General features: G+C 29.9%; 17 protein-coding genes and 2 pseudogenes. 14 read left to right on the forward strand and 5 right to left on the reverse strand.

Going from position 1 to position 17062, the window contains the following annotated elements; genetic code table 11:
- Positions 1-56: 56 nt before the first annotated feature.
- Positions 57-1103, reverse strand: coding sequence for a hypothetical protein (locus tag L3B98_RS24435; protein WP_238918580.1), 1047 nt, complete (start codon positions 1101-1103; stop codon positions 57-59).
- Positions 1104-1548: 445 nt separating this feature from the next.
- Here L3B98_RS24435 and L3B98_RS24440 point away from each other — a divergent pair.
- Positions 1549-1981 (forward strand): annotated as a pseudogene (locus L3B98_RS24440) (transposase); the annotation flags it as partial.
- Positions 1982-2210: 229 nt separating this feature from the next.
- Here L3B98_RS24440 and L3B98_RS24445 read toward each other — a convergent pair.
- Positions 2211-3575, reverse strand: coding sequence for a PLP-dependent aminotransferase family protein (locus tag L3B98_RS24445; RefSeq protein WP_238918581.1), 1365 nt, complete (start codon positions 3573-3575; stop codon positions 2211-2213).
- Positions 3576-4146: 571 nt separating this feature from the next.
- Between L3B98_RS24445 and nifU the strand changes: the two genes are divergently transcribed.
- Both nifU and L3B98_RS24455 read left to right on the forward strand, forming a co-directional pair.
- A complete protein-coding gene (nifU, locus tag L3B98_RS24450) occupies positions 4147-4593 on the forward strand; it encodes a Fe-S cluster assembly scaffold protein NifU (protein ID WP_238918582.1) in 447 nt (148 codons plus the stop codon).
- A 24-nt stretch (positions 4594-4617) separates the two neighbouring features.
- Complete coding sequence (locus tag L3B98_RS24455) at positions 4618-6027, forward strand: MFS transporter (protein ID WP_238918583.1); 1410 nt, start codon at positions 4618-4620, stop codon at positions 6025-6027.
- 256 nt (positions 6028-6283) lie between these two features.
- Here L3B98_RS24455 and L3B98_RS24460 read toward each other — a convergent pair whose 3' ends face one another.
- Complete coding sequence (locus L3B98_RS24460) at positions 6284-6469, reverse strand: hypothetical protein (protein WP_238918584.1); 186 nt, start codon at positions 6467-6469, stop codon at positions 6284-6286.
- A gap of 429 nt (positions 6470-6898) precedes the next feature.
- Here L3B98_RS24460 and L3B98_RS24465 point away from each other — a divergent pair, with 429 nt between their 5' ends.
- From L3B98_RS24465 to L3B98_RS24480, 4 genes are all read left to right on the forward strand, one after another.
- Positions 6899-7114 (forward strand): AbrB/MazE/SpoVT family DNA-binding domain-containing protein, encoded by a 216-nt coding sequence (locus tag L3B98_RS24465; RefSeq protein WP_238918585.1) that lies wholly within the window; start codon positions 6899-6901, stop codon positions 7112-7114.
- Positions 7115-7244: 130 nt separating this feature from the next.
- A complete protein-coding gene (locus tag L3B98_RS24470; protein ID WP_238918586.1) occupies positions 7245-7610 on the forward strand; it encodes a helix-turn-helix domain-containing protein in 366 nt (121 codons plus the stop codon).
- An 84-nt stretch (positions 7611-7694) separates the two neighbouring features.
- Positions 7695-8198 (forward strand): YbhB/YbcL family Raf kinase inhibitor-like protein, encoded by a 504-nt coding sequence (locus tag L3B98_RS24475; RefSeq protein ID WP_238918587.1) that lies wholly within the window; start codon positions 7695-7697, stop codon positions 8196-8198.
- A 314-nt stretch (positions 8199-8512) separates the two neighbouring features.
- Positions 8513-8635: a hypothetical protein gene (locus tag L3B98_RS24480; RefSeq protein WP_275298500.1), complete on the forward strand. Its 123-nt coding sequence runs from the start codon at positions 8513-8515 to the stop codon at positions 8633-8635.
- 974 nt (positions 8636-9609) lie between these two features.
- Here the strand turns inward: L3B98_RS24480 and L3B98_RS24485 are convergent.
- Entirely contained in the window at positions 9610-11277 is a 1668-nt protein-coding gene (locus L3B98_RS24485) for a M4 family metallopeptidase (protein WP_238918588.1), read from the reverse strand.
- 955 nt (positions 11278-12232) lie between these two features.
- On the opposite strand from L3B98_RS24485, the gene L3B98_RS24490 reads away from it, so the two are divergent.
- The 5 genes from L3B98_RS24490 (at position 12233) to L3B98_RS24510 (ending at position 15171) form a co-directional block, all read left to right on the forward strand.
- Positions 12233-13168: an alpha/beta hydrolase fold domain-containing protein gene (locus L3B98_RS24490; RefSeq protein ID WP_238918589.1), complete on the forward strand. Its 936-nt coding sequence runs from the start codon at positions 12233-12235 to the stop codon at positions 13166-13168.
- Positions 13169-13351: 183 nt separating this feature from the next.
- A complete protein-coding gene (locus L3B98_RS24495; protein WP_015393779.1) occupies positions 13352-13759 on the forward strand; it encodes a GNAT family N-acetyltransferase in 408 nt (135 codons plus the stop codon).
- A 118-nt stretch (positions 13760-13877) separates the two neighbouring features.
- Positions 13878-14201: a hypothetical protein gene (locus tag L3B98_RS24500; protein ID WP_238918590.1), complete on the forward strand. Its 324-nt coding sequence runs from the start codon at positions 13878-13880 to the stop codon at positions 14199-14201.
- A gap of 95 nt (positions 14202-14296) precedes the next feature.
- Positions 14297-14761, forward strand: coding sequence for a hypothetical protein (locus L3B98_RS24505; protein ID WP_236907738.1), 465 nt, complete (start codon positions 14297-14299; stop codon positions 14759-14761).
- 167 nt (positions 14762-14928) lie between these two features.
- Positions 14929-15171, forward strand: coding sequence for a hypothetical protein (locus L3B98_RS24510; protein WP_238918591.1), 243 nt, complete (start codon positions 14929-14931; stop codon positions 15169-15171).
- On the opposite strand, the gene L3B98_RS24515 is transcribed toward L3B98_RS24510, so the two are convergent.
- Positions 15155-15535 (reverse strand): DUF2513 domain-containing protein, encoded by a 381-nt coding sequence (locus tag L3B98_RS24515; protein WP_238918592.1) that lies wholly within the window; start codon positions 15533-15535, stop codon positions 15155-15157. The genes L3B98_RS24510 and L3B98_RS24515 overlap by 17 nt on opposite strands.
- A 192-nt stretch (positions 15536-15727) precedes the next feature.
- Between L3B98_RS24515 and L3B98_RS24520 the strand changes: the two genes are divergently transcribed.
- Both L3B98_RS24520 and L3B98_RS24525 read left to right on the forward strand, forming a co-directional pair.
- Positions 15728-16162, forward strand: a complete 435-nt coding sequence (locus L3B98_RS24520; RefSeq protein WP_238918593.1) for a hypothetical protein — start codon at positions 15728-15730, stop codon at positions 16160-16162.
- Between the two features lie 70 nt (positions 16163-16232).
- Positions 16233-17022: pseudogene (locus tag L3B98_RS24525) on the forward strand (GH25 family lysozyme).
- Positions 17023-17062: the final 40 nt, after the last annotated feature.

Here is a 17062-nt window from a genome sequence, read left to right on the forward strand (position 1 = left end):
TTACACACTTATTTACATGGTTAATATAAGGTTATATATCAGAATTGTAATACTTATTATTGGCCAAGTAAAAAGTGAAGATTATCAAGTGTTACAGGATATAGATAATCAATTTTCATTTGTGGTTGCCAAATAAAACCATCGCTTCGAGTAATTTTACCTTGAACTTGATATAATTCTTTTGCAGCATATTGATTTGCTGGTAAAGGTAATGGTGATTGGAATCCTCCCATTTGTTCTATTCCATTGACAAGTTTATAAAATCCAATCCAATATGCTCCATTGCTATCATCAGAAATATACAGTTTTGAAATAAGAGCTTGGTTAGGGATAAAGGAAGCGTTACTTAAATCTATTTCTTGATATGGAGACAACCATGGACCACTGCTACCATAGTTGTTATTTCCAAAATTAAATTTCATGCCCAAATTCATATAACCGGTTGTACCACTTTTATATGCGCCTCCAAAATAGAAAGAGTAATTTTGTTGACTAAAGTTATTTTCTACCCCAGTTTTTGCGTCTACAACTGCATAATAAGTTCCTGGTTTACAGTTAAAATAAATTGCTTCAGGTGCATTTCCAGTTTGTACAGATTGTAGTCCTGCAATTTGTCCATTCGGAAGAATTTGCAATATATACAAATCATAATCGCAATTATTAGGTATATTAGTCAATAATGCGGCTGCTACTCCACCATTTGCATCTAAATCAGATTGAGTTATATCTATTTTATACCAATCCTCATCGGTAGCAGAATTAAGATTTGCTTGAATCATCTGATTTTTAATACCTGATGTTGCCACGCCAGAATTATTGTTTGGCTCATATTTATCAGGTGTGTATGGATCAGTAGCTGAAGCTAAAGTCTTTAAATTAGAAAATTTATTTAATTTATCTTTCAATTTTGACTGCACATTAGTGCTAAAATCATCCATATTTAAAACATTTACCTGTTTTTTGATATTATCCTCCATTGTAGTTTTAAGGGAATCATTTTTAAATGCTAAATCAGATTTGTCATTATTTTCTGCTGCGAAAACATTGCTTGAAAATAATAACTGCATAGCTGCTACTAATGAAATTATTTTATGAAACTTCATCCAATATTCCTCCTATTTCACAAAAATTTAAGTATCATGATATTTCATGACCTTTTGACATAATATTCCTTAAGGAAAAGCATTATTGTTTTAATTTCATATTTATATATTTATTGTATTGCAAATAAATATAACCCTATATAGGAAAAATAAAGCTTTATATGATTATATTACAATAATTAAGAGAGACAAAACATTATGTGAACATAAAAGAAGTAAATTTGGACGTATATGTAGATTAAGTAATGAATATTTACATTTAAGTAATTATATTTATATAGTAGGCTTAAAGTAGTTAAATGTTATGGAATAGAAGTTGTGATCCCTTTAATCTAGAAAATTAAGTTATTTATTCATAGTAAGTGATTTGGAGAAAATTTAGAGATAGTATAAATGACAGCATTGAGGTGAGTCATTGTACTATCTCTATTCTTACATTTAGGAATTAAAAAACATTATGTATAAAAATAGAAAAGAGTTTATGAAAGATCTAAAGCTTGTTTATAAATCAGATACAGAAGAAATTGCGCTAGCGCAGCTTGATGAGTTGAAGAAAAAAATGGGACAATCTTTATGATTCTGTAATTGATTCATGGTATGAAAACTGGGATAAATTATCTACATATCTTTCTTATACTAAAAAAATTAGAAAGATGATTTATACTACTAATACACTTGAAGGTTTTAATAGACAACTAAGAAAATTCACTAAAATTAGAACCGGATTTCCAACTGATGATTCATTACGAAAGTCCCTTTATTTAGCAACAGATTAAGTTATGAAAAAATGGACTTCACCATTTCCAAACTGGGGTGTTACCCTTTTGAAATTTGAGATAATGTTTAAAGATAGAATCAACGAAGTGTTAGCAGTATAGTTTATCCATTTTATGAAATTATGTATATATTATCTTTTGGTGCACAAACTAAAAATATAATACTATCCAGTTTTAGTATTTGAAAAGAAATATAAAAATATAACTGGAAATGAAGTTTCCAGCTATATAACATATCAAATATTTAATTTACACAAGTTATTCTAAATTCTCGTTCATCTCAATCTCAAAGGCTAATCATTGAAATTTATTTTATAAAACTGCTTGTGAATCAGTCATTCCATTTTAACAAATTTTTTATTCCTATATCTGAAGAACTATCAAGTTCCTCCGAAATAATTTTGATGCCCTTCTCTATTTTTTTTTCATCAACATTACTTATATTTAAGCAGATGCAATTTGTTTTTTTGTGCAGCGGTAGGTAGGAGCTATCTGCGGTCGCAATTTTTATATTTCGCAGTTCCAAAGAACTGACAAGTGAATGCGCATGGATATTTTTCGGAAGTTCTATACATGTAAAGCAGCCTGTGTCAGGTATTTGAGTTTTTATTTTAGAATTTAAATATTTACAGCATGCTTTTTTCAATTCATTCATTCTTGTACGGTAAATTTGCTTTATTTGCTTTATATGTTTATCGTACATACCATTTTTAATGTAAAGTTCAAGAGCACCTTGCTCTATAATGTTGCTACAGATCTTCACACCTTTGAATAAATCTGAAAGCTGGGATGGAAATACAATAATTCCAAGTCGCAGCCATGGGAAAAGTATTTTAGAATAACTTTTTATATAGATAACTCTGGATGAATCATCAGAAAACATTGGGTCTACTTTTTTATCTAGGTCGATCTCAGCAAAACAATCATCTTCGACAATATATACATTATACTTTTGAGCAAGTTTTAGTATCTTTCTCTTCTGTTCAGATGAAAATGAGTATCCTGTGGGATTGTGAAACCTTGGCATTGTATAAAAAAATTTGATGTTCTCATTTTTAAAAATATTTTCAAGCTCATCAAGGTTAATACCATCTGAATTTCGTTCTATGCCTATTGTTATTGCATTGCATAGCTTTAGAGCATTCAATATTTCTGAACATGTAGGTTGCTCAACAAGAATTTTTGTCTTTCTGTTTGGTAATTCATTATTTACTAAAATAGATATTGATTGTTGTGATCCTGTTGTTACAAAAACATTCTCTGGTTTGGTAAATATCTGTAAATTCTGCAACTGCTTTTGAATTGTTTCTCTGAGGCTAACGATGCCACCTGATACATCACTTACAGTGAGCATTTTCTCCTTATACAAATCAATTGACTGGTTGAAGCAATGTTGAAGTTCAATATCAGGTATCACTTTGCAACTGTAAATGTAAGGACAAAAATCGATACAATCTGTTTCTGAGATATAATTCTCACGTTCTGATTTTGAAACTAAATAATAGCCGCTTTTAGGTACAGAGTATGCAAGATGCTCTTTTACCAATTCGTTATAAGCATGTATTATGGTATCTTTATTGTATTGCAACATTTTAGAAACTTCCAAAATAGATGGGAGTTTACTTCCAGGTTTCAAATTTTTACTGATTATTTCTTGTTTGATAAAATCTAAAACAATTTGGTATTTCTTTTTCATTTTAATTCTCCAATCAAGAGTAAAATTATATTAATGAATATTACCTAGTTTGTAGGTAAGAATTATAGAATTTACAATAGATGGTGTACAATTTATCCAGTAATTTAATCTTTTCTTCTTAATTATAATCCATAATATTTTCAACACTTATTTTAATTTTATTATATAACAAAAATATGCATAATTCATTTTATTACAATAAGCATATACGATTTTTAGTGAGGAATCAACTATGTATACCTTGAATAGACTACAGGTAAGAGTGATGAGGATTATCAGTAACCCTTAATCTATACCCGTATACTTTGATAAAAACCAAATAGACACTAAGGCAAATTAGATTTAATATATGCTTAACAAAATAATAAAATTATATTAAAAAATTCAAAAAACAAAGAGAAAGGAACATATATTTATGAATAATCAGTTTGTTTACTTGGATCATGCTGCTACCACATCATTAAGGCCCCAAGTTTTGGAGGCAATGTTGCCATATTTTGATAAAAGGTTGTGGAAAGGTTAAGAGAAATGTCACATTTATATGAAGGGGTGAAAGGAGGAAAAAAAGAATATGCAATATAGTGAAAAGGTTATGGATCATTTCATGAATCCGAGAAATATTGGAATTATTGAAAATGCTGATGGTATTGGACAAGTTGGTAATCCACAGTGTGGCGATATTATGAAAATGTATTTGAAAATAGAAGAAGGTATTATTATAGAAGCAAAATTCAAGACCTTTGGCTGTGGAGCTGCTGTTGCGACAAGCAGTATGGCTACTGAATTAATAAAAGGTAGGACTGTTGAAGAAGCACTTAAAGTAACAAATGCAGCAGTTGCTGAAGCGCTTGATGGTCTGCCTCCAATTAAAATGCATTGTTCTGCTTTAGCTGAAGAGGCAATTAAATCTGCAATAGATAATTATAAGGGAAGAAATGGTCTTGTTGCTGAAAAGTGTGATAGTAATGATTATGTAAAAAGATGTTGCGAATTATATCAGTATGAGGAAGATGAATAAGTTTATGACTAGGAGGTATTTCTTTTGGAACAATTAAATCTACTTACAGAAAATAAAGTAACTAAGAAGGCTGTATTAATTTCAATTATGATATCTGCATTACTGCCTACATTTTTAAGTTCATCTGTTAATGTTGCTCTGCCTTCGATGAGTAATGAATTTGGGATGAATACCACTGCTTTAAGTTGGGTGTCGACTGCTTATTTGCTAGCTGCGGCAGCATTCCTTGTTCCTTTTGGAAGAGCAGCAGATATATACGGAAGAAGACGCATATTTTTGTGGGGGTTAATCCTTCTTGCAGTGTCATCAATACTATGTATATTTACTAGATACGGGTGGCAACTTATAGCACTGAGAGTGTTGCAGGGTATAGGAGGATGTATGCTGTCCAGTACAGGAATAGCTATTCTTAGTTCAGTATATCCTGGTAGTGAACGAGGAAAAGCTCTTGGAATGATTGGGATTACAAGCTATGCTGGAATGTCTGCTGGACCGCCTTTGGGTGGAATTCTAACAGAACACTTTGGATGGAGAAGTATATTTTGCATGAGTGCCTTGCTTGGGGTAATTATAATTATTATCGTACTGAAATATATGAATATGGAATGGACAGAAGCTAAGGGTGAAAGCTTTGACGTAGTTGGAACGATTATATTCTGTGCTTCACTGATTGCCTTGCTATGCGGATTCACATTTCTGAATGCAACATATGGTTTGTTTCTACTTGTAGCCGGAATTGCAGGAACAATTGCTTTTGGGGTATGGGCTTTAAAAGTAAAAAATCCTGTTGTGGATATTTCTCTTTTCAGAGGAAATAAAGCGTTTATATTTTCAACTTTCGCGGCATTAATTAATTATGGTCTTACTTTTGTTATTAGCTATGTTTTAAGTCTTTATTTGCAATATATTATAGGATTAAGTCCGCAATATGCAGGAATTGTCCTTATATCCCAACCGCTAATACAAGCAATATTCTCTCCATTTGCAGGAAGGCTTTCAGATAAAATGAAACCTGAGTTGGTATCAGCAATAGGGTTTGTTTTGAATGGAGTAGGACTTTTAATGTTCTTATTTTTAGGCAACCAGACTTCTGTGATTTTTGTAGTGATAGGTTTGATTATAGAGGGGTTAGGCTGTGCGTTCTTCATATCGCCAAATCAAAATTCAGTAATGAGATCTGTAGGTAAGCAGATATATGGAGTTGCATCGGGAATTCTTGCTACGATGAGATTTATTGGGCAAATGGTTTGCATGGGGATAGCTACATTAAGTTTTACAGCTTTTATGGGAAATATGAAAATTACACAACAGGTCTCTTTTCAAGCATTTCTAAAAAGTATGCATATAATTTTTATAGTAATGACTATGTTATGTGTACTTGGTATATGTGCTTCCCTTGCAAGAAAAAAGATTAAGGTAAATAGAGAAATTTAAAAATGAAAATGGAAATATGTATAGTTAAATTATTATGTTGTATTAATAGATAAATCAGCCTAAAGATATTGATGAAAAGTTTTAGGTAATAAAGGGGTATATACTAAAGCACTATAATAGGCTGATTGTAAAAGGCAACAGTTATTTTAAGTGGAGTACATGGACGAAAATAGAGGGTTATTATTTATGCAACATATATTAAAAATAATATAGGATAGTGTAGTGGGAGAAATATCTTTAAAACTTACAAAAAAATTTAAATAATTTTTTTTATTTTTCTACCTTCGATTTTAAAACCTTTATGTTTATAAAATGTATTTCTCCATTCTTTTTCTTGAATATCTATTTCATCTTTGGAGGAGAGTAAGCCATCTATATATTTAAAGTTATTACTAACTGCGTATTCTATTAGCATATCAATGGCAGCAGGCCCTCGTCCCAATCTTCTTGTGCTATTTAAATAATTTCCATACTCATTCTTATTTTCTAATTCTTCGCCATGCTTGTTGTCATCTATATGAATATAATCAGGTTCGGAAGCATTAGGAGATATATGTGTGGTATAAGAAATAAATTCAGTTTTTCCACTTTCATCATATACATAGACATAACCATTTTGATTGTTAGAATCTGCTTCTATATGTAATATTCCTATTGGAATGCTAGCTTATCATTTAAATATTTTTCGGATGTTTTTCTATTATTAGCTTCATAGTATTTAGCATGTTCAAGATGATATTCACAGGTATTACTTTTATATTTTTCATATGGATATATTTTTTTGATATTTGAAATTTAGGATTAGGGTTTGGAACTTTAGTATTTTCATCCCAATCAATATACATTCTTGATTGAAAGGTTTTTTTTAAATATGAAAGAATCTGGAATGGTAAGAAAAATTGATGCTTTAGGAAGATTTGTAATACCAAGTGAAATTAGAAATGTTCTTGGTATTAGTGAGGGAGATCCATTAGAAATAGTAAAGGTTAATAATGAGATAGTTGTTAATAAATATCATAGAGGCTGTATTTTTTGTGGGTGTGAAAAAGGTATTTTAGCATTCAAAGATTTAATTGTTTGTGAATGATGCAGAAAGGCTTTGGGACAAGAATAAAGATGCATGTATTGAAGAGTTCTTTGAAAGTTTAATAAGGAGGTTTTGACAAAATATGCTATAATACTAATAGATAAATTATAATTTGTTTTTAGGAGATATAATGAAAATAAGAGAACAATATACTTGTCCATTAGAATTAGTGCACGATATGATTAAGGGAAAATGGAAATCTATTATATTATGGCGATTGCGCCTAGGCGCTACATCATTGGCTAGATTAGAAAGAGAGATTGATGGAATTAATCAAAAAATGCTACTAGAACAATTGAAAGAATTGATTGAATATGGATTTGTAGAAAAGAAATCATTTGATGGATATCCTCTTCGTGTAGAATATTCATTAACAATAGGGATGGGGATGCAAATAGTCAATGCTCTAAAAATTATGCAATGCATTGGAATTAGCTATTTAAAAGAACATGGTATGGAAAAAGTATTAATTGAAAAGGAAGTTATTTCAGAGTAATACCCACAAAAAAGTTGGTAATTTACGTTATAGATGCTCTTTGCTATAATTTGCCTATAAATAAGAGTGTTGGAGGTAATTACAATGGTAATAACAAGTACAGGTATTATAAAAGGAATGATTCAAGATCAATATGGCAGTCGTGGAGAATATTTTAATGAAAATGGAATTCCTACTTTTTCCCTTCCATTAAAAATAGAAAATGCTCCTGCCAATACTGTTTCATTTGCAATAGTATTAGAAGATAAAGATGCTTATCCAGTAACAGGAGGTTTTGCATGGATACATTGGCTTGCTGCAAATATTAGACGTAATGAATTGAAAGACAATGAGAGTCAGACAGCAGATGATTTTATACAGGGTACAAATAGTTGGACTAGCTTACAAGGAAATCAGCAATTAAGAGAACTTTCTTGCTATTATGGTGGTATGATGCCACCAGATAAAGCACATGTTTATGAGATTCATGTTTTTGCTTTAGATAAAATATTGAATCTAGAAAAAGGTTTTTTATTAAATGATCTATATCATGAAATGGAAGGACATACTTTAGGACAATATACATTGAAAGGAACTTATGAAAAGTAGTCTTATAAAAAAATCAAAATAAACATTCGAAAAGTTACAGACAAATTCCAATTTCGTACTATATAAGTGTAGACATTAAGTGAAATATCACTTAACTATCTACACTTATTTCTTTTATAATAAGGGAATAATTGGTCTGACGTAATTCCAATTGGGTTATAACACCCGTTCGACAAACTGTCAGCCATTCTCTTATTGTAAGAATTCGGTTAAGCAGGTTGAAACCTTCAGAAGGCTTTCGTGTAACTAACGAAAATGAATTTCAATAAGTGTGGATGGAAACAATTATAAACTCATTAAACAAGGAGGTTACTATGATTAGTGTAGGTATTGATGTATCTAAGGAAAAAAGTACTGTGTGTATTGTAAAACCTTGTAGTGAAATTCTTATAAAGCCATTTAAGGTTAACTTAGATCCAGAACAATATTTAAAGTAAACTCAACAATATTTACACAATATTCATAAGATGTGTAGAAATAAAGATTTTGTATTTAGTACATTATTGTAAATAATTATGGTGGACAATTGGTTATGGAACTACATACGCAGTAACTCCAGAAGCTTTTCCAAATGGTTTAGGTTCGACTTGTACAAAAGAACAAGCAATAGAATGGCTTAAGGATGAAGCTAAAAATTGTGCTGAAACAATTAAGTCTGTTTTAGTTAATGCAAATGTTACATTAACACAAAACGAATTAGATGCTTGTATAAGTTTTGCATATAACTGCAGAACTGATGCATTATTAGGCTCTACATTCTGGAAGAACGTTATCTCTGGTGTAAGAGATACAGCTACAATTGTAGCTAATTTACAGACGTGGTCAAAAGCAAATGGAGTGACTAGTACTGGATTATTAAAAAGAAGAAATAGTGAATCAGCATTATTTTTAAATGCAGATTACACAGTAAATATATAATATGATATAATGCATGTGGCTGAATTGCATAAAAATTAGCGAATACAAGGTAGATTGAGTAGAAATACTTAGTCTACCTTTATTTTTTGTCTGAAAAGTTGTATTTGTAAATGTACTTAAATAAAAATAATTCATAGTATATATGTTAAAATAAGTTCTTAGCAATGATTATTGTTACTTTAATATAAAATTATAGGCTATATTTTTTTATCTAAAATAAAAAGTCAGTATCCGTAGCTACCCCACCAGTCCATTTTGCAAGACTAGTATAATTTATGTAAATACTTAATTTAATTTTATATTTAAATATCAATAAATAAAAATTAGTGTCCCATTTTATATATTTTATAGTTTATATAAATAATACTTAACATATAAAATGGAGCACTTTTTTATATAGATTAAGAATCAAATTTACAGAATTTTTAAATTGTCTCTACCTCCAATATTAAAAGCAGCAGAAGTACTATATAAATGAAATTTCTGTTCCTTTTTAACTATCAATTCCTACAACTGCAAATGCACTATCTATTGAGTTAACTTCACTACTAGTTGAACCATACAAATCAGTAGCAGCTTGAGCTAAAGCATCTTTAGCTCCAGAAAAATCAGTAGTTGGATACATATACTCGGTTAATGCTCTATAATATATTTTGGCAGTCTTCGCATTTCCTATGGATTTAGCTACTAAATAAGCAGCTTTGTTAGGAATACCTGAATTGGTGTGAACTCCGCCATCATCTGAGGAAGTATTTACATAGTTACTCATATTATCTGGTTGGTCATATAGTGTTGGATTAGCTAAACTTCTAAGAGCATCTCCTGCTATTTTAGGTGTATACACTTTATCGCCAACAACCCAGTCAGAGGGATCAAATTTCCATGTGCCACCATTTTTAACATTATATTTATCATAAGTTTCAATAAGAACTCCAAACACATCTGAGATAGATTCATTAAGTGCACCAGATTGATCTTCATAATTTAAGTCAGCAGTTCGTTCTGTAACTCCATGAGTCATTTCATGCCCAACAACATCAAGGTCTCCACTTAAATAAGTAAAGGTAGTTCCATCACCATCTCCATAGACCATTTGAGAGCCATCCCAGAATGCATTATTATACTTATTAGCATAGTGAACTGTGGATGTTAAATTCATGCCTTTGTTATCAAGACTAGTTCTTCCAAATAAATTCTTGTAAAAATCATATACAACTCCACCGTAGTAATGAGCACTAACAGCAGCTTTTAAAGTTTCAGTATTAAAAGTACTAGTAGTATTAGTGATTAAGGTTCCAGGTTCTGTTTGTTTATTATTTGCAGTATAAGTTAATATTTGACTTTTAGAAGAAGCTTTTGAAGTATCTTTCAATTGATATTTGCCTGAAGATAAGTAAATGTTGATATTTTTAGTTGTTCCGTCAACAGCAGTGCCTGTACCTGTTGTAGCACCATCATATCTAATTCTATCTTCTTTCTTTAAGATTGTTCCTGAAGAAGCCTCAACATATACATCATAGTTTGTTATAGAAGGTTCGTAAAATTTAATATTAACTTTATAGGTTTTATAAGCTTGTCCATCTTTAATGTAAGCTATGGTTTCAACTGTAGGCTCATAAGCTAATTCTTTATATGAAAATTCTTTTTTGGCTATTTCTACAGCATCTGCTGCATTAAGAGATTTAGTTCCTAGCTGTGAAATATTTTCGATTTTGCTTTCTACTTGTCCAGTAATGTTAGTTACTTGTCCATTTTTATTATAATGGATAGTAACAAATTTGTCTTTTACAGGTATACCAGCAATATATTGTCCAATTTTAACATGTGTAAATCCTAATGAATCCTTTTCGGATTTCTCAACTTTCAGTTTATCTTTTACATTGTCTAATTTAAAGAGTGCTTTGTTTTCATCAATAAAATTGAGTGCAGCTTCAGTACTTGTAATTTTTTCTGAAGATAAAGTTCCTGAAATAAAGAACTTTCCTTCAGATGAGTCGATATTGTACTTAAGATTATTTCCAGTTAAGCCCTTAAACTTTTGTAAGATTTGAGCTTCGGAATTTTGCGGAGAATTTGCAACGTCAGCGGCTGAAGCTGAAACAGATGGGAAGGTTAGGATTAAACCAAAACTTAGTAATAGAGAAATAATTTTTTTACTCATGAGAATACCTCCTAATAAAATATTTTTTATATAATGATTGCAAGATGCAATTATTACCGCGATTTATAAAGTAAGTAATGGATTTTAATACTATGCATTGATTTTGAAAATTTATTTAATTGTATATAAATGTAATTAAGGTTTTAGCTAAATACATTTATTAAAAAAAGGACATACACCTAATAATAGTGCATACCCTCTGGTTTTCCAGTCGGATGTATTCAATTAATATTTAACAAATTTTAGTTATCCTTGTTAAAATTATGTTAATTAGATTGTTTTGTATAATATAACACTAAAACCATAAAATGTAAATAAGTATTTGAAATAATATGTTGATTAACTTGTTTTGTATAATATAATATTTAAACTATAAATTGTAAATGAGCATTTGGAATAATATAATGCCACTTCAAGTAATAAATTTGAGAGAAAAATGTTAATTTAAGAAAATGTGTTACTTTCGAACTGGATATATATACGCTAAAATCAGATGTTTTTTCAATTAGCTTAGCTTGTTTAACAAGTGCCATATTTGCTAGTGGAGCATTATATGTTAATACAGTTACACCAGATGGCTATAAAGTTGATGAAAATGGGGCATGGTTACATTAGAATTAAATATTTATATTTTTAGGGCAGCAAAGAGGAATTAATCTCCATGCCGCCATTTTTAATTACCTATAATTTCTGCAAAAAAACAAACAATTTATAATTATTGTGAGAGTTTGTAGAGCAGTAGCCAGGAGCAATCAACTACTGCTTATTTTTGTGCAAAATTTTAAATAGCATGTTTACAAAATATGTTATAATTAATGCGTGATGATATAATTTAGCGAAATCAAAAGAGAGGATAAATTTGGTGTATACATGATTATCCGTTATTTGTATACTAAATTTAAATTGGAATTTGTTGGACAGTTTAAACTAAAAATTATTTAAGCGAGGTGTAAAAATGAGCGAGCATACGATGATACCGAAATTAGATATTCCAATACATGAATTTCCTGAAACAGATGAGTTGCCGCAAGGAGTAAAAACAGTAAAGTTAAAGGACACTTATGGCTATGGTATAGACTTTTTACCCAATGTTACATACATTAACAGAAAGGGCAAGGACTTAAGCTTACAAATACTAATTCCGAAAAAGGGCAAGGAGGGTGAAAGAGAGAAATGTCCTACGATTATTTATATTCAAGGATCTGGATGGCATAAACAATCACTATACGCAAGTCTTAATAAGCTAATTAGAATGGCTGAGAAGGGCTATGTTGTGGCAATTGTAGAGTACCGCCCAAGTGACGAGGCTATTTTTCCAGCACAAATAGAGGATGCTAAAACTGCATATAAATTCATGAAAATGAACAGTGAAAAATATTTTGTAGATACTGAGAACATGATTTTCTGGGGAGATTCTAGTGGTGGACATACCGCCTTGATGTGTGGAATTACATGCAACGACTACCCCATAACAGAGGATTATAAGGAGCAAGAAGTAAATCCAAAATGTATTGTAGACTGGTATGGACCTACAGAAATTTATGAAATGGCCTGTTACCCTAGTATCGGCGAGCATGATGCCCCAGACTCCCCTGAGGGAATGTTGATTGGTGGACTTAGAATTTCTGAGAACAGGGAGATAGCTGAAAAAACAAATCCTGGGAGATACCTTAGTAAGGAAAAGTCAACACCACCTATTCTTATAATGCATGGGGGAAGTGATGCATATGTACATTTTAATCAGTCCTGCCGCTTGTATGCAAAGTTAAAGGAGCTTAATAAAGAGGTAGAGTTTGTAAAGTTAATTAACTCAAACCACGGATTTTTCGGGTTTAACTGCGACGAATCCTTGAGTATCGTTGATGAGTTTATAAAGAAACATATTATATAGATCACAAACAAATCAAAAACAAATAATATTTTTGAAGAAATGTCATCCTAATAAATTCCAGTTTGTAGTGAAGTCTTAAAAATATATATTATCAACCATAGCCAAATTAAAAGTTTTTCACTAAAGTAATATATGATGAATTATTGATGAGTTAAAAAAATATAAGAAATGAGAGTGTTATTAATGAAATTTGAATATGCAAGTGAATTAGACTTTCAATTTATACTTGATAATGATAGACATTTACCAAAACAATTAATAAAAAATAAACTCAAAGAAAAAGAAATTATTATAGCAAAAGACCAGGATAACAAGGTTATTGGTTGGTTAAGATATAATTATTTTTGGGACAACACTCCTTTTATGAACATGCTATATTTAAATGAAAACTATAGAAATAAAGGAATGGGGAAAAAATTAGTTGGATTTTGGGAAAATGAAATGAAGAGTATAGGATATGAATTGGTTATGACATCGACATTGTCAAATGAGCAAGCTCAGCATTTTTATAGAAAGTTGGGATATAAGGATTCTGGCAGTTTACTATTAGATGACGAACCTTTAGAGATAATTTTTACCAAAGGCATATGATTCACATTTTTCTTAAGATGTATAGAAATAAAGATTTTGTATTTACTACATTATTGTAAATTATTGCAAATTAGTTTTTAAAGTAATAAACCTTAGATTTTTGAAGAAGGTTTAACTATTGAATATAATAAAACTTCTATATAGAAAGGTTAATGAGATGGATAAAGAAATTATTAGAGAAAAAATATATGCCTTATTGGGAGAAATGGGCTTTGAAAAGACATTTATAAACGGAATTGGGCTTTATTCATATGCTGAATGTTACTATAAAATAACTTACATAGAGCGATATAGTTCTTATGTGATTGAATATGCGAGTAATTATGATGAAGCAGTGAAAAATGTGTTTTGGGATGGGGATTGGTATCCAATTTCTTTAGGCGACGCTTTATTTGATAAGCTTAGATATGATTTAGCTAACTTTTATATGCATAAAAATTAAATCATGATATGACATAATTTTCTTAAAAGGTGTAAAAATAGTAATTTGTAGGGAGAAAAACAAAAGTTTATGTATTTAATGTTAGGGTGGGGTTTATGTGGATTCATGATAAAATAAAAAAAGATTTGGAAGATATTTATCCTGGAAGTATCAAGAAATTGAATAATATAAAAAGTATCCCATACGAGAAAGCGATTCTACTGACTGCGTATTTATGGGAAAGCTGTTTTGTTACAACTAATGATATTTGGGTGATTTCATGCCGAGGATTATTATGGCAGATTCCGAATGATTGGATAGAAATCAATGTTGAAGAAATATTACAACATGTAAAAATTGATTGGTCAGATGATTTTGAATATTCGAATATGTGTGCCGTGTTTGTACATATGCCAACTATATTAAAAATACTTATTGATATTGGGAAAAAGAAAGCGACTACATCTGCAGTATTAGAATTTGTTAATGATTTTGAAGAATATTTACCTAATGGGGATAGGTATATTTATCAAAAAACAATGGAGTTATTTGAAAGTGAGAAAGATTTATTAATAGATTAGCATATAGCAAATTCAAATTTGTCAATAACTATATCTGTTATTATTTGATTCGCAACAGGAAAATAGGCCGTAGATCTTAAATGAAAAATTTAAGCATAGATAAGGACTTTTAAGAAGTCTTTTTTATGCTTATTTTTATAGCAAAATTGAATTAAGGAAGGAGAATGATGAAAGTGATATATCTTAGTGTAATATTAGGAATAGCAACAATATATTCAATAAGCAAGTGGATATCATATTTTTATGGACTAGCAGGAATGATTCATTATATGGAAGAGAATAATATGAAGCCACCTACAGATGAAGAAATCAAGAAAGCTATCAAATGGTGTGTTGAAAAGTCATTTAATAGCCTAATGGTTAAATATAAATTTTTAAAGTTAAAGTATTTTACTAGAATTCACCATTAATTTTTTTCTTTATAACTTGTATTGCAATTTCTTTTATAAATGGCAGAGAAAATGTGCCAACCTTTTTACAACCACTTATAATATTATTCCAATTAGAAGGCTCTTTGATATCTTCTAAAAACTCATGACCTTGAAATGTTAAACCATTTATTGATCCTATTAGTGGAACATTTTGCATCATGGCAGGAAGTGTTTGCAGGTCTAAAAATCCACCTTCATACAATTTTAAACAAGTATAATGAATTTCATCTTTATTATATTGAGATAACTTTTCGCATAAGTTATTAAGTGTAATGTGAGCATTAAATTCATAGTCTTCAACTGCAAGAAGGGTATCTCTAATACAATTAGGATCTAATTTCATAAATCTCACCCCCTTTCAAATATATTTTAACATAACATGGGGGAATGCTAAAAATTTTAAAGTATTCTTTATGAGTGCTTTTATATTATGGAGGTGATTAAATAACTACATTAGGAGGAGCATTAATAGGCTTCTTTTTTTATGCAATTCAATGTGGAATATTTAATAAATAAGAAAGAGAGTGATATAAAAATGATAAAAGCATTAATAACAATTTTAGTGAAATTAGTAGAGGCTAAACTAGAAAAGGCAGGAGTAGAAACATTAATTTTAAAGAATGAAAATTATATTACTGTAGCAAAGCAAATATGGGATATGGTAGATGAAAACTTTAGAATTTCACAATCTATTGAAGAAAAATTATCATCAAAGATAGATACATTTAATCAGGCATTATTAAAAGAATTTCCTGAGTTGAAACAGGATGATGTTGATAAATTAAGACAATCTGTTTCTGGAAGTGTTAATGCTGGCAAACAAGCTGTGTTAGATAATTCAACAATTTTAAAACAACTACAAGAAAAAAATGATAAATTAATTGCAGAAAATACAGATCTAAAAAATAAATTAGCTAATATAAATGTTCAATCTACTGTAGTAAATACAGTTCAAGAAACTGTAGCATAAGCTTAGTATTTGGAGCGGTCTTTATGGCTGATCTAATTTTTCATCTAAAATAAGAAAGGAGGAGTAAACAATGAAAGGTTTAGATGTAAGTAACCTTAATGGAAATATAAATTTTAACCAGGTAAAAAGTAGATTGTGTCGAAGTTGTCTATATAAAAGCTACAGAAGGGACAACATATACAGATAGTTATCTAGAGACAAATTATTCAAATGCTCATTACGCAGGACTAAAGACTGGCTTTTATCACTTTTTAGTGGGGACTAATTCTCCTGAGACTCAGGCAACTAGTTTTTATAACGCTATTAAGAATAAAACAAATGATCTTATTCCAATGTTAGACATAGAAAAAAATTTTGACGGATTAATGGACTATGTTATTAGATTTATAAATAAGTTTAAAGAGCTATCAAGTTTTCCTATAGGAGTTTATACTTATACTGGATTTATGGATAATCTATATAATAGAATTGCAAATTATCCATTATGGGAAGCTAATTATAATGATGATCTATGAAACTTACCAAGTAATTCTATATGGAGTGCTAGAGCTGGGCACCAGTATACAGAAAGTGGTCAAGTAAGTGGCATTAATACCAAATGTGATATTAATGAATTTAATGATGGTATATTAATCCAAACAACTGGTTATGTAAGAACAGATTACCTTCCTAATGGTTATCGTGGAGATGGTAGTTTTGAAGGGGTAGATTTAGAATATGTATTGAGTTATTTCAAAGGTGTTAGATGCTATGTTAGATCAGATTCTAAAGGAATATGGATTGAAACTCAAATCTTACCTATAGAAAAATGCAAAGAGCTTCAGAAAACTTTAGGAAGTTGGTTTTATGATATAAAGTAGTTTTTTAAGGGTGTGGGAGTATATTATTCCTGTACCCTTT

Origin of the sequence: Clostridium sp. YIM B02555 (genome assembly GCF_022320955.1) — a bacterium.
GTDB lineage: Bacteria > Bacillota > Clostridia > Clostridiales > Clostridiaceae > Clostridium > Clostridium saccharoperbutylacetonicum.